Here is a 22,493-nt window from a genome sequence, read left to right on the forward strand (position 1 = left end):
TCCGGTGAGCGGCGGGCGCTTCACTCGGCCGGGTAGATCTCGTGCACGAAATCGTGCATCTCCTCGAGCTCCCGGTAGAGCCGGCCGAGCCCGTCGACCTGGGCGCGCAGATCGAGCTCGACCTGCTTCGTGAGGATGAGGAGCGAGCGCAGGTAAGGCAGCTTCGGGTCGCCGGCGGGGGTCTTCGCGACCTTCTCCTGGAGCTCCACGAGCGACCCCTCGAAGAGGCGCGAGAGGTTCTTCAGGTCCCCGGCGCGCAGCATCGCCGAGACCGGCCCGGGCTCGGCGGCCGCGGCGCCGAGCTCGGCGAGCTCGTGCGTGCGCTCGGCGGGATCATCGATGCCCAGGATGTTCATGAGCCCAAGGCGGAGCGCGGCGATCTCGTGACATGCCATATCGGTTCCCTTCTATCGGGCCCTCCTACCAGCTAGGAGAGAGGGCGGAAAGGCGAAGGCGGGGGGAGAAGAGACGCGCGCGCCGCCGCGTGAGAGCGAGCGAGGCGCGCCCGACCCCGCGGCGCACGCCGGGCTCAGAGCGCGTCGGTGCGCTCGAGGAGCACGCCCGAGGCGGCGATGGAGACCGCGGCGAGCGGGACGGCGATCGCCAGCGCGACCGGGCCGAGCCAGGCCGAGGTCGCGTCGCTCCAGAGCAGCGACGCGAGCACCGCCGCCTCCCTGAGCCCCGCGTGCGCCTCGAACGCGTCGGGCCGGTAGATGAACGCCGCCGTGGGCATCAGCGGCGCGATCCACGCGCCCGACGCGACCAGGAGCGCGTGGAAGCCGTCTCGCATCCGCACGAGGAGCGGCAGGAGCGCCGAGAGCAGCGCGATCGAGAGCGCGACGAGGAAGAGGCCGGCCCCGAGCGCGCCCGCCGCGCTGATCATGTCGCTCGCGCCGATGTGCGGCGCGACGGCGAGCGCCGTAGCGGCCGCGACCACCACGCCCGCCCCGGCCCCGGCGAGCAGCGAGGGCGCCGTGCGCGCGGCGAGGAAGACGCGGGCGCGGATCGGCTTGGCGAGCAGGAGCTCGAGGCGATGCTCCTCTCGCGCCGTGACCGTCGCGTCGACGAGGCCCGCCAGGGCGACGAAGTACGCGACGAAGTAGGCGGCGAGGAGATCGTTGATGAGGAGCACGGCGGCCATCCCCTCGATCGCGAAGGCCTGCTCGAGGAAGCGGATGACCTGCGCCGGCAGGCGCACGATCAGCGCGTGGCTGCCGAGCACCACGAGCACGCCGGCGGCCGACGCGACGAGCGAGGTGCGGCGCGGGGCGCGGCGCGCCTCGAGCGCGAAGTAGCCGCGGAGCGAGCCCGCGGCGGGGGCGGTCGTCGAGGTCATGCTTCCATCCTCCGGACGCCCGCGGCGCCGACCGCGATGGTGAGGGCGGTGAGCGCGGCGAGCGCGAGCATCGGGGGGCCGAGCACGGCGGGGCCGAGGTGGTCGAGGCTCCCGAGGCCGAGCGCGCCGAGGGCGATCGGGTTGGCGAGGGAGAGGCTCCGCCAGGCGGGCTGATAGAAGCCGATGAGCGAGAGACCCACGAGGCCCCCGAGCGTGGCGAACCCGATCAGCGCCGAGGCGCCGCGGTGCCTCACCCACGCGGCGATCGCGGCGCAGAGCGCGGTCGCGAAGAGCGCCGCGAAGGCGTGGAGCGACATCGCGCCGAGGAAGGGGCCGGGGCGGAAGCCGGGGACGCGCGCATTGAAGTAGGCGGCGCCGGCGAGCTGGGTCGCGACGTGCAGGGTCACCATCACCGCGCACGCGCTGAGCGCGCGGAGCACGAAGTAGCGGGGGATCGAGAGCGGCTTGCTGGCGAGGAGCGGCAGCACGCCGGTGTCGCGCTCGCGGAGCACGACGCCGCTGGCGAGCACCACGGGGATGAACGCGATCACCTTGTTCATCGTCAGGTCGATCCACACGTACATGAAGACCTGGAACGGCGCGGCGTCGCCGAACCACGCGGCGATCGCGGCGCGCACGTGATCGGGCGGGCGCGCGAGCACGACGGGGATCGCGACCAGCGCGTAGACGAGCATCGCGACGCAGAGCCAGGTCTTTCGCTCGCGGAGCGTCGTGAGGTAGTCGAGCCAGAGGAGGCGGATCACGCCGCCTCCCTGCGCACGAGCGCGAGGTAGAGGTCGTCCATGGTGCGCGCCCCGTGCGCGTCCTTGAGGCGCTCGACCTCGTCGCAGGCGACGAGGCGCGAGCGGTGCATCACCGCGACGCGCCGGCAGAGGGCCTCGACGTCGGAGAGGATGTGCGACGAGAACACGATGGTGACGCCGCGCTCGCGCGCGAGCGCGCGGAGCACCTCGAGGAGCTCGTGGCGGCCGAGGGGATCGAGCCCCGAGGTCGGCTCGTCGAGCAGGAGCACCGCAGGCTCGTTGATCAGCGCCTGGGCGATGCCGACCTTCTGGGCCATGCCGGTGGAGAAGCCGCGCAGGGGGCGGTCCGCCTCGCGCTCGAGCCCGAAGCGGCGCAGGAGGGCGCCGGCGCGCGCGGCCGCGACGTCGCCGGGCAGCGCGAACATCGCGGCGATGTAGTGGAGGAAGCCGCGCGCCGTCATGTCGGGGGGCAGCGAGTACGACGCGGGCAGGTAACCCGCGTTCCGCCGGACCTCGAGCGTCTCGTGGACGACGTCGCGCCCGAGCACGCGCGCGGTGCCCGCGGTGGGCCGGGTCAGGCCGAGGAGCATGCGCAGCGTCGTGGTCTTGCCGGCGCCGTTGTGCCCCATGAAGCCGAAGATCTCGCCTGCCGCGACGCTGAAGCTCACGCCGTCGACGGCCGTGACCTTCGCGAAGCGCTTGCCGAGCGCGTTCACCTCGATCGCCTGGTTCATCGCTTGCTCCTTGCGCGCGACGCGGTCGCGCGCTGCTCCGTGGGGATCGCCGTCGTGGAGGTCGTCTCCGTGGGGGTCGCTGCTGGACGCGCGGCCAGGCCGGCGCGAAAGATGTCCGCGATCGCGTCGAGCGTGCGCTCGCCGGCGAAGGCGCAGAACGACGTGATCAGCCCGAGGTGCTGGGGCGCGAAGCGCAGCACGCCGAGGACGAAGGGGATCGCGTCGCGATCGACGTCGGGCCGGATCTCGCCGCGCGCGATGCCCTCGTCGACCCAGCCGTTGATCTGGGCGATCTGCGCCTTCGCGGCGGCGGCGCTCGCGGCGTCGTCGAGCAGGCGGAGCGCGCGGAGGTCGGGATCCTCGCGGAGGAGCTTGCCGAAGAGCGGCTCGGCCGCCTGCTGTCGGTAAGCGAAGCGAAGGGTCCCGACGAGCCGATCGAGCGGGGATTCCAGGCCGAGCACCTCGGCGGCGAAGCGCGCGCGGATCGTGGCGAACGCTTGCTCTACCACCTCGCGCAGGAGGGACTCTTTGTCGGCGAACTCGAGGTAGAGGGCGCCTTTTGCGCAGCCGGCCTCGGCGGCGACGGCGTCGAGGTTGGTTCCCTTGAAGCCGCGCTCGACGAAGTGGCGCTTGGCGGCGTCGAGGATCCTGGTGCGCCGCGCAGGGTCGCGGGGTCTGTCGGGGCGGCGGACGGGCACAGAACTCATATGACTGAACTGGACATATAAGTCAACTCGGGCGGTCCTGGCGCGGGGCGTGGGCAGGGACCACGACGGCCGAGGTGGCGCGCGGGCTGCGGGGGAGGCTCCGCGCGTCGGCGATTCACGCTCGAGGGCGGCGCCCGGCGCCGCGCCTCACTGCATGATGTCGTCGACGAGCCGGGCCACCAGCCGGTCGCCGAGCAGGTGCTCCTCGACGAGGTCCTTCGCGTCCTCCTCGCGGACGCCGCGGTACCAGACCCCGTCGGGGTAGACGGCGACCGTCGGCCCCTCGCCGCAGCGCCCCATGCACGACGTCCTCGTCACGCGGATCTGCTGCTGCTGGCCGGCCTGCTTCACGAGGCGGCGCACCGACTCGAGCAGCGCCAGGCTGCCGCGGTCGACGCAGTCGGCGTTGCCGCAGACGAGCACGTGCTTGCGCAGCGAGCGGTGGGCGTGCGGGTGGTTCGACGCCTGCGTGTGCGTGAGCGTGTGGCGCACGCTGTAGAGCATCGCCTTGAGCCCGCCGACCTCCCGGGCGAGCCCCGGCAGCGCGGTGCGGTACATGCACGTGTCGCAGGGGAGCGGCGCCTCGCCGGCAAAGGCCTGGCGCGCGCGCTCGTCGATCAGGCCCTCGAGCGCGCTCGACCGGCCGAGGTGCGGCGCGAGCGACGCCCGGATCCACGGGTACGTCGACGAGAAGCGGTCGACCTGCTCGGCGAGCTTCGTCATGAGCCGCCCGGCGAAGAGGAAGTAGGGGACCACCACGACGCGCTCCGGCCGGTGCCGCGCGACCCGCTCGAGCGTCTCCTCGACCGAGGGCCGGGTGACGCCGATGAAGGTCGGCTCGACGAGCTGGAGCCCGCGGCCCTCGCCGATGAGGCGCGCCGTCTTGCAGAAATCGCCGTTCGCGTCCGGGTCGCTCGACCCGCGCCCCACGACGACGAGCGCCGACCGGGCCCGCGCGGCCGGGTCGTCCGGCAGCGCTGTCGCGGCGCGCTCGAACGCGATCTGCGCGAGCGCCGGGTGCACGCCGAGCGGCCGCGCCGCCGAGAACCGCACGCCCGGGTGCGCGGCCCGGGCCCGCTCGAGCGCGAGCGGGATGTCGTTCTTCACGTGCCCCGCCGCGAACAGGAAGAGCGGCACGACCGCCACGCGGGACGCCCGCGCCGCGAGCGCCGCGAGCGCGTCGGCGAGGTGCGGCGTCGCGAGCTCGATGTAGCCGTGCTGCACGGCGATCCCGGGCCGCGCCGCGGCGTAATCGGCCACGATCGCCTCGAACTCGGCGTTCGACGCGGCGTCGCGGCTGCCGTGGCCGATCAGCAGGAGACCGTCGTCATGCACGCGAGCGCCTCCTCCAGGGTGAGCGGGAGGCCGGCGCCGCCCCGCGGCGGCACGGGGCTCATCCGGGTCCAGAGCTCGGCGACCCACGGCCGCCGCACGCGCGCCCGCGCGAGGAGCTCCCCCCGCGCGAACACCTCCCGCGGCGGCCCGTCCGTGAGGACCTCGCCGTCGCCCAGCAGGACCGCGCGCGAGGCGAAGAGCGGCACGAGATCCACCGCGTGGGTCGCGGTGACCAGCGTGGTCCCCTGCTGCTCGGAGAGCGCGCGCAGCGTCTGGCACAGGGCGAGCTCGCCTTCCGGGTCGAGCCCCGCGGTCGGCTCGTCGAGCAGCAGCACCCGCGGCTGCATCGCCAGCATCCCGGCGATGCACGCGCGCTTGCGCTCGCCGAAGCTCAGCGCCTCGATGGCCCGGTCGGCGAGGTGGGCGATCTGCACGGCGGCGAGCGCCGCCTCGGCGCGGCGGCGCGCCTCGGGCGCGGGCAGGCCGAGGTTTCGCGGGCCGAACAGGACGTCGTCGAGGAGCGTCGCGCCGAGCAGCTGGTCGTCCGGGTCCTGGAGCACGAGCGCGGCGCCCGCGGCGACGGCGTCCGAGGGCGAGCCCACGCGGCGGCCCGCGATCTCGACGCCGCCGCCGGGCGCGGGGAGGAGCCCGACGAGCGTCCTGAGCAGCGCTGTCTTGCCGGCGCCGTTGCCGCCGAGCACCGCGACGGACTCGCCCTCGGCGACGTCGAGGCGCACGTCGCGCAGCACGGGCTCGCCGCGCCGGTAGCCGAGCCGGGGGGCGCGCAGCGCGATCATCCGGCCTCTCCCGCGGCGACGCTGAGCCCGAGGGCCGCGAGGGCGGCGGCGGCGAACGCGGCGTTCGCGGCGGGCGCGCTCGTCCTCCGGTCGGCGACGGGGAGCTTCCCCTGGTAGCCGCGGAGCTGCATCGCGAGCGCGGCGCTCTCGGAGCGCTCCAGCGTCCGGAGCGCCACGACGCCCGCGACGGCGCCGGCCGAGCGCGCGGCGGCGCCGGGGCGGGTGAACCCGCCGCGCAGCGCGGCGGCGCTCCACGCGCTGTCGGCCGCGCGCTGGAGCACGCCGGCGAAGCGCCGCGTCAGCGCGAGCAGCTCGACGAGGGCCGCGGGGACGCCGAGCCCGGCGAGCGCCGCCTCGATCTCGGCGGGCGCGGCGGCGCCGGCGAGCCACCGGAGCACCGCGGCCGCCGCGAGGACGCGCGCGCCGATGGCCACGGCGCGGTGGGCCCCCTCGGCCGTGATCGCGTCGACCGGGAACGTGGCGCCGGGGAGGAGCGGCGCCCCCGGCGTGAGCGCGAGCGCGAGCGCCGCCGCGACCGCTCCGATCCACGCGGCGGGCGCGGCGGCGCGGAGGACGTCGCGCGCCGGCGTGCCCTGGAGGCGGAGGGCCGCGCACGCGAGGACGAGCAGCGCGGCCGGCGTGACGGGCGAGCGCGCGCCCGCGGCGACGCAGCACGCGGCCACGGCGGCCCCGAGGCGGAGCCGGGCGTCCACGTCGCGGAGCCGCGCGGGCGGGTCAGTCCGCACGGAGGCCTTCGCCGCCGACCTTGCCCGCGGGCGCGCCCGCGCGCTCGACGAAGAGCACGCGCGAGAAATAGCCGAGGGCGAAGCCGGCGAGGAGCCCGGCCCAGAGGAACGCGAACAGCAGGAGGTCGCCCTCGAGGCCCGCGAACAGCGGCCCCGTGTCGTGGCGCCCTGCGTCCTCCGCGACGCGGCGCACCACGGCCTCGTCGACGCCGTCCCAGGACGCGTTGCCGCAGGCGGCGAGCCAGAGGGAGGCGGCGAGCTGGAGCGCGCGCTCGCACGCGACGCACGCGCGCCGCCCGAGCGGCGCTGGCGCCGGGCGCTGTCCGAGCCGCCGCGTCACGACGCCCCCGGGGCGAGCCGGACGACCTGGAGCCGGTCCAGGATGTCGGGCCGCCGGGCGCGCAGGAAGGCGAGCGCCCCCGCGGTCATGACGCCCTCGAGCAGGCCGAGCGGGAGCTGGGTGGGGACGAAGGCGAGGGCGACGCCCGTGAACATGGACGTCACCGACCCCTCGCCCGAGAGCCCGAGCGCGAGCGCGAGCGCCGTGGTGGCGTAGGTTGCCCAGTCCGACGTCACGCCCGCCAGGAAGCCCGCGACCCAGAGGTTCGCGCCGCAGCGCCGCGCGAGGTGGAAGGCGAAATATCCGGTGAAGGCGCCCGCGATGCCCATCGACGCGACGTCGGCGCCGAGCGTGGTGAGGCCGCCGTGCGCGAGGAAGAGGGCCTGGATAAGGAGCGCCACCACGGTGACGAGCACGGTCATCCAGGGGCCGATGAGCACCGCCGCGAGCCCCGTGCCGCACGGGTGGGAGCAGGTCCCGGCGGTCGGCACCGGCACGGGCATGCACGAGATCGCGAAGACGGCGGCCGCGACGAGGCCGACGAACGGCTTGTAGAAGACGTCCTGCTGGGTGCGGCGCCGGAGCAGGTGGAGGGCGATCGCGACGAAGGGCAGCGCGAGCGCGTTCCAGACGGCGCACCAGCCGAGCGGCAGGACGCCTTCCGCGAGGTGCATCGCGGCCGCGGGGCGGGGCGCGAGGAGCGTCCCCATGAACACGATGGCGATCGACAACGCGCGGCCGTGAAGACCGATTTCGGCGCTCCGGGTGAAGTCCGCACCCGAACGCCACGAAGACGTGCGCAAGCTGCACCTCGTGGGAGGCTCGGGTAGGTCTCCCGGCTCATGGGTTCAGGGAGCTGATCGAGCTCCCAGCGCTGCGTCCACCTTCCCAGGCCTCTTCCAATGGGGCCCAGTGGTCTTCGGAGGCAGCTCCCCACTCACGGTGGCGGGACCGCGCCGGTTTTGCACCGGCTTCCCTGTTATGCCCCGGAGGGCACCCGAGGAATGGATTGTCAGGCCGGTGCTCGGTAATCCCGTTTCGTGCCCGGCGTCAAGGACGTCGCGCCCCGATCGCGGACGAGGTGCTCGGCGGGCGCGGCGTCGGCGCGGCGGTGATGCCTGTGCTGGTGGGCACCCCGCCCTCGGGGGCGCCCGCCCTCGGGGCGCCCGCCTTCGGGGGCGCTGCCGAGGCGCACGAGGCCATCGCTGCCGAGGGGCGCCGCGCGCCCGTCGGCGCCCCCGATCGAGCGGGCATGCGCGCCGACGAGCGATCGATGCCCTGTCATGTGTGATGGCCGAGGCCGAGAAATTGACCCAGACGCATCACGCGAAGGGTCGTCGATCGACACGCCTTGAATTATGTCCCCCTTAGATAAAACCTGTTTACTTTGTCGCCGCGCGGGCGCAGCCCCCGTCTCGGTCTGGGTCTGTACGAGGGGCTCTCGTGCGCTTGAATACCGGCGCCGGCGCGTTCCTTCCGCAGTGTGCTTTGTTCGTCCTGGCTCTTTACTCGGGAGCAGGTGTCCGGTGCACGGCCTGCTGCCTCGTGGCCTCTCTTATTGAAGAGAGCAGGGATTTCGTGTTCGCTCGCCTCGGAATGCGAGACGAACGCAGCGCTGGGCGCTGTCTCTGGTGGATGGGTATGCCCGGCTCGAACGTGAATTCCCGCAGATCGAGTGTGTGTGGGTCGCGCGCCCGCCTGGCCGCCTTCGCGCGTGGAGCGTTCTGCTCGCTCGGCGTGCACGCGTTGCACTTTGTTATCGACAACGCGCTTGCGGATGCCACAATCTGACTACCGCATGCGCGCCGGCGCGGACCCCCCAGCCCGGAGCGCATGCGGTCTTTCTTCTGCACCGTGGCGGACGTTCAAGACTCCGGCGCGGTTTCCCTGCCGCGGTCATTCTGGGCCCCCCTCCAGCGTGATGCGCGGTATTTTTTTGCCCTCGAGCGCGCGGTTCGCGCCTCGCGCCTCGCGAGCCTTTACTTGCCCGTGAACGTTGCCTGCGATTTCGCCAGGAACGCTTTCATTCCGAGCTGTTGATCTTCGCTGCCGAAGAGCGCGGCGAATGCCTGGGCTTCCAGCTCGTTGGCGGCGGCGAGGTCGAGGCTCTCGCCGCGCAGGAGGACGCGCTTGGCGGCGGCGACGGCGAGCGGTCCGCGCGAGGCGATCTTGAGGGCGGTCTCGCGGGCGCGCGCGAGCAGATCGGTCGCTGGGAAGACGGCGTTGACGAGCCCGATCGAGAGCGCCTGCTGGGCGGTGATCATGTCTCCTGAATAGACGAGCTCGCGCGCGCGTCCTGGCCCGACCCGTCGCAGCAGCCGCTGGGTCCCGCCGAACCCTGGGATGACGCCCAGGTTCACCTCGGGCTGGCCGAGCTTGGCGCCTTCGGCGGCGTAGATGAAGTCGCATGCGAGGGCGAGCTCGCAGCCGCCGCCCAGCGCGAAGCCGTTGACGGCGGCGATCACGGGGAAGGGGGCAGTCTCGATGAGGTCGGCGAGCCGGTGGCCTGCGTCGGCGAACCGCTTCGCGGCGATGCTGTTCATGGCCGCCATCTCCGCGATGTCGGCGCCGGCGACGAACGCCTTGCCGGCGCCGGTCAGCACCGCCGCGCGGACCTCGTTGCCCTCGGCGGGCGCGAGGAGGTCGCGGAAGGCCGCGGTGAGCTCGCCGAGCACGGCGGGGTTCAGCGCGTTGAGTTTGTCGGGCCGCTGGATGGTCACGGTGGCGACGTGACCCTCGCGCTCGACGGCGACGAACTGGAGCGTACCGCGGGCCCCCGGCTGCTGTTCTTGAGCGGTCATGGATCGTGGTTAGCAGCGCCCCGGGCCGGGGGGAAGCGCCTGCCGCGGGCCAGGGAGGGCGTCATTCCGTGTCCGTCCGATCCCGCCGTGTCGAGGCCGTTGCCGAGCCGACGAGCGAGCGATTTCCAACCGAGCGATTTCCAGAGCATGTCACGCGCCTGTTCCGGGACACGGCCCGTCGCTCGATGATCCGAACTCACCGCTTGACTGCGGATGCGCGCGACATGACGGCCCTGCCACGAGCCCGCGTGCGATCGCAGTGAGTCGGGCAGACCGCCCGTCCTCCGACCCGCACACCCGTGTTCGCCTCGCGCGTATCCCGCCGTCGCTCCCCCGTCATCCTCCCCCCCTGGAGAGAGCCAGGGAGGGAGGGGGTGCCGCGCGGGGGGCCGGCGGGGTAGGGCCCCACGAATCCGAGCGCCGGCCCGCTCCGTGCGACGCCCTCCCGGACCGCTCCCGCCGTTCAGCCGGCCATTGCCCCCCAAAAGGCGCGAGTTCGTGGGAGGGGCCCCCGCCGGCCCCCCGCGCGGCGCCCCCTCCCTCCCTGGCTCCGCAGCAGCCGCCTACACCGCCCGCCCGCTCTTCTGCCCCTTCTCGTCGTACACGTAGAACCCCCGCCCGCTCTTCTTCCCGTACCACCCCGCAGCCACCAGGTTCCTGAGCAACGTGGCCGCCCGGTACTTCGAGTCCCCGAACTCCCGGTGCAGCACCTCCGCGATCGACAGCACCGTGTCGAGCCCGATCAGGTCCGCGAGTTCGAGCGGCCCCATCGGGTGGTTCAGCCCGAGCCGCGCCCCCGCGTCGATGTCCTCCGGCGTGGACAGCCCCTCCTGGAGCGCGAAGCACGCCTCGTTGAGGAACGGGATCAGCATCCGGTTCACGATGAACCCGGGCTGGTCCTTCGAGGTGATCACCGTCTTGCCGAGCTCAACCGAGAGCGCCCGGACGGCCTCGTACGTCGCGTCCGACGTCTGGACCCCACGGACGAGCTCGACGAGCTTCATCAGCGGCACCGGGTTCATGAAGTGCATCCCGATGACCAGCTCAGGCCGGCCGGTCACCGCCGCCAGCCGCGTGATCGAGATCGACGACGTGTTCGACGCCAGGATCGCCCCCTTCGGCAGCGCCGCGTCGGCGAGCTTGAAGATCCCGCTCTTCACGTCGAAGCTCTCGGTCACCGCCTCCACGGCCAGGTCGACCCCGCCGAGGCCCGCCATCCCGTCGGCCACCGCGACGCGGCCGAGGAGCGCCTCCCGCGCCTCCGCGGCCAGCTTGCCCTTCTCCACCTGCTTCGCGAGAATGGCGGCGATCTGGGCCTTGCCCGACTCCGCCAGCGCCCTCGAGACGTCGCACAGGACCACCTCGAGGCCCGCGGCCGCGGCGACCTGGGCGATGCCTCGCCCCATCTGGCCCGCGCCGATCACCCCGAAGCGCTTGATCGTCGTAGCTTCCATGCCCGCGGTTGATAGCCGAAGCCGAGACCGCGGTGAACCGCCCTCGCCGCGGCCTGACGGCCCGACGGCCCGCCCGCTCGGACGTCCCCGCGCCACAGGAGCAGAAGCGCGCGAAAGCTCCGGCCGACCTTCCAGGCCCGCGGGGGCGAGGAGCCTTGAAACCGTGTCGTCCGCCCGGCTATCTTCGCCCGGCCCGTGAACGGACCGGACCGAATTCGCGAGGTCCGCGGAGAGACGATGAGCGTTGAGACGATTCGGATGGCCCTTGGGCGTCTGCAGGATGAGCCCGAGAACGAGGCAGCCTGGAACGAGCTCGCGGAGGCCGTGACTGCTCCGAACAACGGCGCGGGCCCCGGGGACGTCGAGCGCCTGCTCGGCGCGGCGCGCGGGCGGCACGAGCAGCGGAAGGAATGGCAGGCCGTGGCCCGCCTCCTCGAGCTGGAGATCGCCCTCGCCGCAGGCAGCGCCGTCGAGCCCGCGATGCAGGCCGAGCTCGCCCGCGTCTACCACGAGGAGCTCATCGACGTCGATCGCGCGGCGGCCGCGTACAAGCGGCTGCTCGAGCTGCGCCCCGACGACGACGCCGCGGCCGAGGCGCTCGAGACCGACGCCTCGAAGCGCGAGCGGTGGCGCGACCTCGTGGACCGGTACGTGGCCGAGGCCGAGGGCGCGACCGACGGCGCCTTCAAGAGCGCGCTCTACACGAGCGCGGCCGACATCGGCTACCGCTACGGCCGCGCCGAGCTCGGCGCCAGGGTGGCCGAGCTCATCGAGCTCGCCCTCCTGCTCGACCCGAAGAACCTCCGCGCGGCCAACCTCGCCGAGATCGCCTTCTCCTCTGCGGGGGACTGGGACGCCGTCGTCCGCGTCCTGTCGCTCGTCAAGGGCGAGGCCCAGCTCAAGGAGGACCGCATCGCGGCGGCCGTCCGCGCGGCGCGCACCGTCAAGGCCCGCCTGAGCGATCCGGCCCGCGCGGTCGCGGCGTACGAGGAGCTGCTCGACCTCTCGCCCGGCCAGCCCGAGGCGCTCTCGTTCCTGACCGAGGCCTACTCCGCCGCGGGCGACTGGGATCGCCTCGTCGCCCTCTACGAGGACCAGCTCCGCAGCGGCGGCGTGAAGCCCGGCGAGGAGCTCGGCATGCTCGTGCAGATCGCCATGGTCCACTGGCGCATGCGCGGCCAGCCCCAGGCGGCCGAGCCCTATTTCGACCGCGTGCGCCGCGCCGACCCGGCGCACGCCGGGATGCTCAACTTCTACCGCGAGGTGCTCGAGCAGCGCGGCGACAAGCCGCGGCTCACGACGATCCTCACGGACGCGCAGCGCGCCGTGCCCGACGGCCCCGAGAGGCGCGCCATCGCCACGGAGCTCGCGCGGCTCGCCGAGTCGCAGGAGAACGCCGCCAAGGCGATCGAGCAGTACAAGTCCGTGCTCCGGACCGACCCGGAGAACCGCCAGGCGCGCGACGCCCTGAAGCGCCTCTACCTGCAGACCGAGGGGTACAACGCCCTCGTCGAGCTCCACCGGCAGGACCTGGAGCGCACGCCCGCCGACGACGTCACCGGCAGGGTCGCGGTGCTCCGCGAGATCGCCGGGATCTACCGCGATCGCGCCAAGAACGACGCGGCCCTCGTCACGGTCCTCACCCAGATCGTCCAGCTCGACGACAAGGACGTCGACGCCGTGCGGGAGCTGACCCGCATCTACGAGTCGCTCGGGCGCTGGCGCGACCTGCTCTCGTACCAGCAGCGCCTCGCCGAGCTGACCGAGAGCCCCGCCGAGAAGGCGGGGCTCTACCGCGCGGTGGCGCGGCGCTGGTTCGACCAGTTCTCCAACGTCCAGAACGCCATCGCGGCGTACGAGGCGCTGCTCACGGTCGAGCCGATCGACGAGGAGGCGCAGCAGAAGCTCCGCGAGCTGTACCTGAAGCGGCGCGCCTGGCCGCAGCTCTTCTCGCTCTACGAGCGCAAGCTCGAGGGCGCCGAGGGCGCCGCGAAGATCGAGCTCCTCGGCGAGATGGCCAAGCTCGCGGCCGAGCGGCTCGACCGCGGCGCGGACGCCATCGCGCTGCAGAAGCGGATCCTCGAGCTCGACCCGAGCGCCCCCGGGGTGCTCGACGCGCTGGAGAAGCAGGCCGAGCGCGAGAAGGACTTCGCCACGGTCGCCGAGGTGCTCGAGCGCCGCGTCGACCTCGCGGCCGACGACGCTGCGCGGCTCGTCTCGCTGCAGAAGCTCGGGGCCGTGTACGCCGAGCGCCTCAAGGATCCGGCCCAGGCGGCGCGGACGTGGCGGCGCGTGCTCACGCTCTCGCCGGGGCACGCGCGCGCGCTCCGCGTCCTGCGCGACGCGTACTTCGCCGCGGGCGACTGGGACGGGCTCGAGGAGCTCTACGCCTCGCAGAACGACTGGGAGGGGCTCGTCGACTTCCTCTCGGGCGCGGCGGACAAGGCGACCGACCCGGCCACGAAGCTCGACATCTCCTTCCGCGCGGCCCGGATCTTCGAGGAGCAGCTCAAGGCGCCCGAGCGCGCGGCGCGCTCGTACGAGCGCGTGCTCAGCGTCTCGCCGAAGGACGCGCGCGCCGCGGCGGCGCTCGTGCCGATCTACGAGGAGGAGGAGAAGTGGGCCCGGCTGCCGGCGCTCTACGAGATCCTCCTCGACGCGACGGACGACGCCGAGGCGCAGGTCGGCATGCTGCGCAAGCTCGCGGCGGTGACGGGCGGGCCGCTCTCGGACAAGCCGAGCGCGCTCGGCTACGCGCGCCGCGCCTACGAGCTGAAGCCGGACGACGAGGGGCTCGAGCTGCTCGAGGCCTGGTCGCGGGCGGCGGGCTCGTGGGGGCCGTTCGTCGAGGCGGTCGAGGGCCGGCTCCGGACGGCGGAGGACCTCGCGACCGACGTGCAGCGCACGCTGCGGCTGAAGCTCGCCGAGGTGTACGCGCGCGAGATGGGCAAGCTCGACGAGGCGGTGACCGTCTACCGCGGCCTCGTCGAGGACGACCCGTCCGACGACGACACGGTGCGGGCGCTCGACGCGCTCCTCCGGGCGAACGAGCGGCAGGCCGATCTGCGGTGGCTGTTCGAGCTCAGGGCGAGCCAGGTCGGGGGCGAGGACCGCGCCGAGATCCTCGAGGAGTGGGCGACGCTCGAGGAGGAGGTCTTCGGCGACCCCGCGAAGGCGATCGAGCTCCTGCGCAAGGTCATCGCGCTGACGCCCGGGCGCATCAACGCGCTGCGGGTGCTCTCGCGCCTCCTGAACGCCGCGGGCGAGTACGAGGCGGCGTCCGTGATCGTGGCCACGCACCGCGACGTCAGCGAGGGCGACGAGCGGGCGCGCCGCGAGATCGAGCTCGCGACGCTCTACCTGGACCGGCTGGATCGGCCGGCGGACGCGTTCGAGGCGGCGGTGCGCGCGCTCGATCTGACGGCGCACGACCCGGACGCGATCACCGTCCTCTCGCGGCTCGTCGAGCGCCCGGAGACGCGCGTGCGCGCGGCCAAGGTGCTCGCCGTCGAGTACGCCGAGACGGGCAACCACCGGCGCGAGGCCATGGCGCTCCGGGTCATCCTCGAGTCGGAGCGGGACCCGGCGCGGCGGCGGGAGCTCTACCTCACGCTCGCGAGCGTCGAGGAGGCGAAGCTGCACGCGGCCGGGACGGCGTTCGACGCGCTCCTCCGGGCGCTGCACGAGTTCTCGGACGACATCGAGCTCTGGGATCGCGCCGCCGAGCTGTCGCGGCGCGCCGGCCGCCCGACCGACCTCGCGGAGGCGTACCGCGTGCACCTCGTCGCGGGCCGCACCGAGGGCGACAAGGTGCTCGGCAGCTCCGTGGAGGTCGAGCTCTGCGAGCGCGCGGCGAGCCTCCACGACGAGCAGCTCGGCGACCCGGAGGGCGCGAAGCCCTACCTGGAGCGGGTGCTGAGCCTCGACCCGAACAACCACCGCGCCTTCGAGCGGCTGAAGCAGATCCTGACGGCGGCCGAGCGGTGGGGCGAGCTCGAGGAGCTCTACGACCGCGCCGCGAAGGGCACGACGGACCAGAGCGAGCGCATCGAGCTGCTCAACGAGGTGGCGCTCATCGCCGAGGAGATCATCGGCGACGCCGCCAAGGCGATCGGCTACTACGAGCGCATCCTCGAGCTCGATCCGTTCTACACGGCGGCGCTCGACTCGCTGGAGAAGCTCTACGAGCGCGAGGGCCGCTTCCGCGACCTCGCGGCGCTCCTCGAGCAGCGCCTGAAGACGGCGACCGAGGCCGAGAGCGTCGAGATCAAGCTGTCGCTCGGCAGCATCTACCTCGACCGGCTGCACGAGCCCGAGGGGTCGCTCGGGCACCTCGAGGACGTGCTGCGGATCCGCCAGAACGACCCCAAGGCGCGCGAGCTCGTCGAGCGGCTGCTCGACATCGGGGCGCTCCGGCTCCGGGCGGCGCGCGTGCTCGAGGCGGTGTACGAGGCGCGGGACGAGATCCGGCAGCTCGTGCGGGTCCTCGAGATCCGGCGCCAGGGCGCCGAGACCGAGTCGGAGCGGCGCGAGCTGCTCCGCCGGGTCAGCGTGCTCCAGGACGAGCGGCTCAGGGACGACGCGGGCGCGTTCGCCAGCCTGTCGGAGCTCCTGCCGCTCGAGCCGGAGGACCTCGCGGCGCGCGAGCGGCTCATCGAGATCGGCCGGCGCCTCGGCGAGCACGAGCAGGTCGCCGAGGTGCTCACGGCGGCCGCGGACGCGTGCGGGACGGCGACCATCCGCGGCGAAATCCTGATGGAAGTCGCGAGGATCTGCGAGGACCTCCTCGGTGACGCCGACCGGGCCGAGAAGGTCTACCGGCGCGTGCTCGCCATCGATCCGACCGATCCGACGCTGGTGATCCCGGCGGCGCAGGCGCTCGGCCGCATCTACGCCGCGAAGGAGCAGCACCAGGCGCTCGCGGGCGTGCTCGCGATCGAGGTGCGCCTCGAGGAGAACGTCGAGACGCGGCGGTCGCTCTACGAGCGCATCGGGACGCTGCACGAGACGGTGCTGGACGATCCGGCCAAGGCGATCGAGGCCTGGCAGGCGCGGCTCGGCGACGACGGCGCCGACGTGGCGGCGCTCGCGGCGCTCGAGCGGCTCTACGAGCGGACGTCGCAGTGGCGGGAGCTCGTCTCCGTGCTCCGGGCGCGGGAGCAGTCGACGACGGAGCCGGAGGAGCGGCGGCGCGCGATGACCAAGGCGGCCGAGACGCTCGCGCAGAAGCTCGCCGACGTGCCCGAGGCGATCAACGCGTGGCGCGCGGTGCTCGACGAGTTCGGCCCCGAGCGCCCGACGCTCGCGGCCCTCGAGGAGCTCTATGAGCTCGACGAGCGCTGGGTCGACCTCGCCGAGACGCTGGAGGTGGACCTGTCCCTCGCCGTGGAGACGCCCGCCCGGCTCGATCTGCTGGCGCGGCTCGGCGACGTGCGGCGGCTGCACCAGGCCGACGCGACGGGGGCGCTCGAGGCGTACCGCCAGGCGCTCTCGCTCGACCCGTCGAACGCGCGCTGCCGCGCGGCGCTCGAGGCGATGCTCGAGCGGGAGGACGCGCGGCGCGACGCGGCCGAGACGCTCGAGCCGCTCTACGAGGCGGACGGCGACGCCGAGCGCCTCCTCCGGGTCCTGGAGATCAAGGTCGAGACCTCGGATCTCCCGAGCGAGCGGCTCGCCACCCTGCAGAAGTCGCTGCGCACCGCGGAGGGGCCGCTCGGCGACACGTCGCGGGCGTTCGGCTACGCGCTCCGCGGCGTGCGGGAGGCGGCGGGCGAGCCCGAGGTGACGACCTGGATCGCCACGGTCGAGCGGCTCGGCGAGGCCACCGGGCGCTGGTCCGAGGTGTGCGAGCTGTTCCAGCGCATCGCGCCGGACATCCTCGACGGCGACGTGCAGCAGAACGTGCGGCTGCGGGTCGGCGAGCTCGCGCGGCACAAGCTCGACGACCGCGAGCTCGCGGTCGAGCAGTACAAGAAGGCGCTCGAGGCCCGCGGGGACGACCGGCGCGCGATGATCGCGCTGGAGGAGCTCTACGGCGAGGCGCGCGACGCCGGGCGGCTGCTCGAGATCCTGAAGCTCCGGGTCGAGAACGCCGAGACCGACGAGGAGAAGACGGGGCTGCTCTTCCGGATCGCCGAGCTCGAGCGGGGCCCGCTCGGGGACCAGGCCGGCGCGATCGCGACGTACGAGACGATCCTCGACATCGCGCTCCACCCGGACGCGATCGCGGCGCTGGACGGCCTCTACCGCGAGGCGGGGCGCTTCCAGGACCTCATCCGGCTCTACGAGCGGCAGCTCGACGTGCGCGCCGGCGACCTCGCCGAGCTGCACGTCAAGATCGCGCTCGTCGCGCACCGGCACACCGAGGACCTGCAGCGCGCGTTCGACGAGCTCTCCGAGGCGCTGCTCATCGATCCGGCGCACGAGGGCGCGGTCTCGCTGCTCGAGGCGATCCTCGAGGGCTCGGCCGAGGCGGAGCACCGGGCGCGCGCCGGCGAGATGCTCGAGCCGGTGTACCTGCGCCGGGCGGACTGGAACCGGGTGAAGATCGCGCTCGACGCGCGCCTCGCCGCGAGCCAGGACCCGGTCGAGCGCCGCGATCTGCTGCAGCGGCTCGCGACGCTGCACGAGGAGCAGCTCGAGGACTACCGCGCGGCGCTCGAGACGGTGGCGAAGCTCCTCCACGAGGACCTCACCGACGAGGGGGTCTGGGCGGAGCTCGAGCGGCTCGCGAAGGTGGCGAGCGCGGAGCGGCGGCTCGCGGAGATCTACGCGGCGGAGCTCGGGGAGCTCACCTCGGACGACGCGTCGAGCGCGAAGCTCAGCCGGCGCACCGGCGAGCTCTACGCCCAGCTCGGCGACGTGGCCGACGCGCTGCGGTGGTACCGGCGCGCGCACGAGTTCGAGCCGGACTCGCGGGAGCTGTTCGACGCGATCGACGGGCTGCTCGTCAAGGAAGGGCGCCACGCCGAGCGCATCCAGCTCTACCGCGCGGCGCTCGACTACCGGAAGGACGAGGACCGGCTCGACGCCCTCCACACGATCGCGCGCCTGGAGCGGACGGAGCTCCGCGAGCCCGCGCTCGCGATCGAGACGTACCGCGCGGCGCTCGACGTCGACGAGAACGACGCCCGGGCGCTCGACGCGCTGACGGAGCTCTACCGCGAGCTCGACCGGCCGCGCGACCTCGCCGACCTCTACCTGCGCCGGGCCGAGGCGGCCCCGAACGGCGAGCGGGCGGCGCCCTACCGGCTCGCGCTCGCGGCGCTCCTGCGCACGCGGCTCGAGGACACCTCGGGCGCGATCGATCAGCTCGAGGCGATCGTCGGCGAGGTGCCCTCGCACGCCGAGGCGATCCGGGCGCTCGAGGCGCTCATCCAGGACCCGGAGCACAAGGCGCGGGTCGTCGAGATCCTCGGCCCGCTCTACGAGGGGGCGGACGACTGGCGGCAGCTCGTCCGGCTCAACGACGAGCGGTTCGGCCTCGCCTCGGACGCGCGCGAGAAGGTCGCGGTGCTCCGGGAGACGGCGAAGCTCTGGGAGACGCGCGGCAACGACGAGCTGCGCGCCTTCGACGCGATCCGGGCGGCGTTCGGGCTCGATCCGGACGACGGCGAGACGCGCGGCGAGCTCGAGCGGCTCGCCGAGCAGCTCGGCGCCTGGGAGGAGCTCGCGGAGAGCCTCGAGCAGGGCGTGAGCACCACGTCGGACGAGCTCACGAAGCGCGAGCTGCTCTCGTCGCTGGCCAAGGTCTACGACACGCGCATCGACGACCCGCGCCGGGCGCTCCGCGCCTACGCGCGGCTTTCCGCGCTCGACCCGAGCGATCCCGAGCCGCTCGAGCAGATGGACACGCTGGCCGTGCTGCTCAGCGACTGGGACACGCTCATCTCCGTCCTCGAGAAGAAGAGCGAGATGGCGTCGGACGAGGAGAACGCCTCGATCTGCCGGCGCATCGCCGAGACCAAGCTCGAGATGCTCGAGGACACCGAGGGCGCCATCCAGGCGTACGAGCGGGCGCTCGAGCTCGATCCCGAGAGCGCGATGACGATCGACGCCCTCATCGAGCTGCACGAGCCGCGCGGCGCCGCGAGCCGCCTCGTCGAGCTGTACGGCCGGCGCGTCGAGCTCGCGGGCCCCGACGAGGAGGAGCTGCGCTACGACCTCAACGTGCGCGCCGCCGAGCGCTACGAGCGGGATCTCTCGAGCCCGCGCGACGCGATCGCGGCGCTCAACGCGGCGCTCGAGGCGAAGCAGGGCGATCCGGCGGTGCTGTCCTCGCTGGAGCGGCTCTACCGGGCCGAGCGGATGTGGGACGAGCTCCTGTCGAACCTGATGCTCCAGGCGAGCGCGGCCGCGGACAGGGACGCGCGCATCAAGCTGCGGACGGCGATCGGCGACCTCTACGCGGGGGAGCTGGAGAGCCCGAGCGACGCGATCGAGCAGTACCGGCTCGTCCTCGACGAGGACGCGGTGAACGACCACGCGATCCAGGCGGTCCGCGCCATCGGCGAGGGCCGAGAGGAGCTGCGGCTCGACGCCGCCGAGGTGCTCGAGCCCGTCCTGCGCGCGGCCGGCCGCCACGAGGAGCTCGCGGCCGCGCTCGAGATGCGCCTGCGCGCGCAGACCGAGCCGACCGACCGGGCCGCGACCCTCCGGGCGATCGCCCTCGTGCAGGACGTCCAGCTCGGGCGCCCGCTCGAGGCGGAGCAGGCGCTGCTCCGGGCGCTGGAGGACGCGCCGGACGACGCGTCGCTGCACGGCGAGATCGAGCGGCTCGCGGAGCGCACGGACGGCTTTGGCCGCTACTGCGACGCGCTCGCGCAGCGGGCCGCGGCGACGTTCGACGCGACGATCGCGAAGGACCTGTTCCTGCGGATCGGCCGCATCGCCGAGGAGAAGCTCGGCGACGACCGGCGCAGCGCCCAGGCCTACGCGAAGGCCGTCGAGCACGCCGGCGACACGCCCGAGCTCCTCGAGGCGCTCGACCGGCTCTACGGCCGCCTCGGCGACGAGCGGGCGCTCGCGGACGTGCTCGAGCGCCGCGTCGCGGTCACGCCCGGCGATCGCGACCAGGCGGATCTCTTCTACCGGCTCGCGGTGATCCAGATCGGGTCGTTCAGCGACAAGCCCCAGGGCCTGAACACCCTGCGGCAGGCGCTCGATCGCGCGGTCGATCACGAGCGGGCGAGCGCCGCGCTCGAGGCGCTCACCGAGGACCCGGCGCTCTTCGAGGAGGCGGCCGAGGCGCTCGAGGGCGTCTACAGGACGCGGGGCGACAACGCCGCGCTGGCGCGCCTCTACGAGAAGCGCATCCGCTTCGCGCCGGGCGGCGCGGAGCGGATCCGCATGCGCCTCGACCTGGCGAAGGTGCTCGAGGTGCGCTCGAACGATCCGAGGGCGGCGCTGGAGACCCTCGAGAAGGCGCTCGCCGACGACCCGTCGGACCCGGACGTGCTCGGCGAGATCGAGCGCCTGGCCCCGCTGACGGGCGGCTGGGCGAGCGCCGCGTCCGCCCTGGAGCAGGCGGTGCGGGCCGGGACCGAGCTCGACGGCGACACGGCGCGCGACCTGTGGATGCGCATCGCCGAGTGGCAGAAGAACAAGGTGGGCGACGCCAAGGCCGCCGAGGCGGCGTACGAGGCGGCGCTCACGCACGATCCCACGAGCGAGCACATCCTGCGGTCGATCGAGGAGCTGCAGCGGGCGCCGGGGCGCGAGCGCGACCTCATCGGCACGCTGCGCCGCATCGCCGCCCTCGACGGCATGGAAGGGAGCGCGGGCGAGCTGCGCCGCGAGGCGAAGGAGCTGGCGGAGCGCGCGCTGGGCGACCGCGAGCTCGTCGAGGCGATCCTGCGCGAGATGATCGCCGCGGACGAGGGGGACACCTGGGCGCTCGCCGAGCTCACGAAGGTGCGGGAGGAGGCGGGCGACCACAAGGAGGTCTTCCGGCTGCTCGTGCGCCAGTCCGAGCTCTACGCCGAGGCGGAGCGCATCCGCGACGCGCGGCACGCCGCCGCGGCGGTCGCGCGCGAGCGGCTCGGCGACGACGCGGCGGCGATCGAGCTCTACGAGACGCTCTTCGAGGCGGATCCGGGCGACGAGCGCGCCGCGACGGCGCTGCGCGAGCTCTACGCGAAGGCCGGCAAGCACAAGGAGCTGCTCGCGCTGCTCGAGCGGCTCACCGACCTGGCCGAGTCGCCCGAGGCCCGCTCGGCGCTGCGCCTCGAGAGCGCGGAGATCTGCCTCTCGCGGCTCGACGCGGTGAGCGAGGCGACCGAGCACCTGCGCGCGGTCCTCGACGAGCAGCCCGACAACGAGAAGGCGACGGTCCTGCTCGCGCAGCTGCTCGAGAAGACCGGCCGCGATCAGGAGCTGTCGGACCTGTTCGTCACGCAGATCGAGCGCGCGAAGGACCGCGGCGACGTCGCGGCGGAGCTCTCGTACAGCGTCCGCCTCGGCGAGGTCTACGAGGCGCGGCTGAACGACACGGCGCGGGCGATCGAGACCTACCGCGCGGTCCTCGAGCGCGAGCCGCGCCACCACGGCGCGCTCCTCGCGCTGGCGCGCCTGCACGAGCAGCGCGGGGAGAAGGCCGAGGCGGCGCAGCGGCTCGAGGTGATCCTCGAGGACGCCCTCGGCGCGGAGGCGGTGGCCACGGCGCTCCGGCTCGCGGATCTGCACCGGTCCCTCGGCGACGAGGGGGCGGTCCGGCGCGTGCTCGAGCGGGGGCTCGCGGCGGACGGATCGGCGCAGGAGATCAGGAAGCAGCTCCTCGCCCTCTACGAGAAGCAGCAGGCCTTCACCGAGCTCGCCGATCTCATCACGGGCGACGCCGAGGCGGCCGCGCAGCCGGCCGAGAAGGTGGCGCTCTACCGCAAGGCGGCCGGCATCCACCTGGCGAAGCGGGACGATCCCGGCCGCGCGGCGGACCTCCTGGTCAAGGCCACCGAGCTCGTGCCGGGCGACCGCGAGCTCCTGCTCGCGCTGTGCGACGCGTACAGCGCCTCGGGCCGCGGCCAGAAGGCCGCCGAGGCGCTCCAGCAGATCGTCGAGTCCTACGGCGGCCGCCGCTCGAAGGATCTCGCCGCGATCCACCACCGCCTCGCCAAGGCCTACCTGGCCGAGGGGCAGCGGGAGCGGGCGCTCGCCGAGCTCGACATCGCCTTCAAGATCGACCCGGGCTCGATCGCCATCCTCCGCGATCTCGGCGTGCTGGCGCTCGATCTGTCGGAGTCGGGCGACGACGCGGCGAAGGCGGCGCACATCGATCGCGCGCAGAAAACCTTCCGCGCCCTGCTCCTCCAGAAGCTCGACGAGGGCGCGCCGATCAGCAAGGGCGAGGTCTTCTATTACCTCGGCGTGATCAGCCACCGTCAGAACGACGACAAGAAGGCGATCCAGATGCTCGAGCGCGCGCTCGACAACGAGCGCGACTTCGCCCCTGCGAAGGAGCTCCTGGCGCAGCTCAAGAAGTGAC

14 protein-coding genes and 1 riboswitch are annotated in these 22,493 nt (G+C 73.6%); of the genes, 2 read left to right on the forward strand and 12 right to left on the reverse strand.

Annotation, left to right across the window (positions count from 1 at the left end; translation table 11 throughout):
• Nucleotides 1–20: 20 nt before the first annotated feature.
• From WMF44_RS01345 to WMF44_RS01390, 10 genes are all read right to left on the reverse strand, one after another.
• Nucleotides 21–395, reverse strand: coding sequence for a DUF3209 family protein (locus WMF44_RS01345; RefSeq protein WP_012232878.1), 375 nt, complete (start codon nt 393–395; stop codon nt 21–23).
• A gap of 134 nt (nt 396–529) precedes the next feature.
• Entirely contained in the window at nt 530–1,336 is an 807-nt protein-coding gene (locus tag WMF44_RS01350) for a hypothetical protein (protein WP_437297314.1), read from the reverse strand.
• Complete coding sequence (locus tag WMF44_RS01355; RefSeq protein WP_437297315.1) at nt 1,333–2,100, reverse strand: hypothetical protein; 768 nt, start codon at nt 2,098–2,100, stop codon at nt 1,333–1,335. The genes WMF44_RS01350 and WMF44_RS01355 overlap by 4 nt, the downstream gene beginning before the upstream one ends.
• A complete protein-coding gene (locus WMF44_RS01360; RefSeq protein WP_437297316.1) occupies nt 2,097–2,834 on the reverse strand; it encodes an ABC transporter ATP-binding protein in 738 nt (245 codons plus the stop codon). The genes WMF44_RS01355 and WMF44_RS01360 overlap by 4 nt, the downstream gene beginning before the upstream one ends.
• On the reverse strand, nt 2,831–3,541 hold the full coding sequence (locus WMF44_RS01365) for a TetR family transcriptional regulator (protein WP_437297317.1): 711 nt from the start codon (nt 3,539–3,541) through the stop codon (nt 2,831–2,833). The genes WMF44_RS01360 and WMF44_RS01365 overlap by 4 nt, the downstream gene beginning before the upstream one ends.
• A gap of 147 nt (nt 3,542–3,688) precedes the next feature.
• The gene (locus WMF44_RS01370; RefSeq protein ID WP_437297318.1) at nt 3,689–4,876 is read right to left on the reverse strand and encodes a CbiX/SirB N-terminal domain-containing protein; all 1,188 of its coding nucleotides are present in this window, start codon (nt 4,874–4,876) and stop codon (nt 3,689–3,691) included.
• On the reverse strand, nt 4,852–5,673 hold the full coding sequence (locus WMF44_RS01375) for an energy-coupling factor ABC transporter ATP-binding protein (protein ID WP_437297319.1): 822 nt from the start codon (nt 5,671–5,673) through the stop codon (nt 4,852–4,854). Before WMF44_RS01375 ends, WMF44_RS01370 begins: the two co-directional genes overlap by 25 nt.
• A complete protein-coding gene (locus WMF44_RS01380) occupies nt 5,670–6,419 on the reverse strand; it encodes a CbiQ family ECF transporter T component (RefSeq protein WP_437297320.1) in 750 nt (249 codons plus the stop codon). The genes WMF44_RS01375 and WMF44_RS01380 overlap by 4 nt, the downstream gene beginning before the upstream one ends.
• On the reverse strand, nt 6,409–6,759 hold the full coding sequence (locus WMF44_RS01385; RefSeq protein ID WP_437297321.1) for a hypothetical protein: 351 nt from the start codon (nt 6,757–6,759) through the stop codon (nt 6,409–6,411). The genes WMF44_RS01380 and WMF44_RS01385 overlap by 11 nt, the downstream gene beginning before the upstream one ends.
• Nucleotides 6,756–7,469, reverse strand: coding sequence for an energy-coupling factor ABC transporter permease (locus tag WMF44_RS01390; RefSeq protein ID WP_437301516.1), 714 nt, complete (start codon nt 7,467–7,469; stop codon nt 6,756–6,758). The genes WMF44_RS01385 and WMF44_RS01390 overlap by 4 nt, the downstream gene beginning before the upstream one ends.
• Before the next feature lie 98 nt (nt 7,470–7,567).
• Nucleotides 7,568–7,775, reverse strand: a riboswitch (cobalamin riboswitch).
• Between the two features lie 98 nt (nt 7,776–7,873).
• Here WMF44_RS01390 and WMF44_RS01395 point away from each other — a divergent pair.
• Nucleotides 7,874–8,050: a hypothetical protein gene (locus WMF44_RS01395; protein ID WP_437297322.1), complete on the forward strand. Its 177-nt coding sequence runs from the start codon at nt 7,874–7,876 to the stop codon at nt 8,048–8,050.
• Nucleotides 8,051–8,738: 688 nt separating this feature from the next.
• Here the strand turns inward: WMF44_RS01395 and WMF44_RS01400 are convergent.
• Together WMF44_RS01400 and WMF44_RS01405 are read right to left on the reverse strand one after the other, a co-directional pair.
• Nucleotides 8,739–9,560: an enoyl-CoA hydratase/isomerase family protein gene (locus WMF44_RS01400; protein ID WP_437297323.1), complete on the reverse strand. Its 822-nt coding sequence runs from the start codon at nt 9,558–9,560 to the stop codon at nt 8,739–8,741.
• Between the two features lie 563 nt (nt 9,561–10,123).
• On the reverse strand, nt 10,124–11,014 hold the full coding sequence (locus WMF44_RS01405; protein WP_437297324.1) for a 3-hydroxyacyl-CoA dehydrogenase family protein: 891 nt from the start codon (nt 11,012–11,014) through the stop codon (nt 10,124–10,126).
• Nucleotides 11,015–11,272: 258 nt separating this feature from the next.
• On the opposite strand from WMF44_RS01405, the gene WMF44_RS01410 reads away from it, so the two are divergent.
• Nucleotides 11,273–22,492 carry a tetratricopeptide repeat protein gene (locus WMF44_RS01410; protein ID WP_437297325.1) on the forward strand — a complete coding sequence of 3,740 codons (11,220 nt, stop codon included), beginning with the start codon at nt 11,273–11,275 and terminating at the stop codon, nt 22,490–22,492.
• Nucleotide 22,493 lies beyond the last annotated feature (1 nt).

Source organism: Sorangium sp. So ce426, assembly GCF_051475585.1.
Lineage (GTDB): Bacteria > Myxococcota_A > Polyangia > Polyangiales > Polyangiaceae > Sorangium > Sorangium cellulosum_B.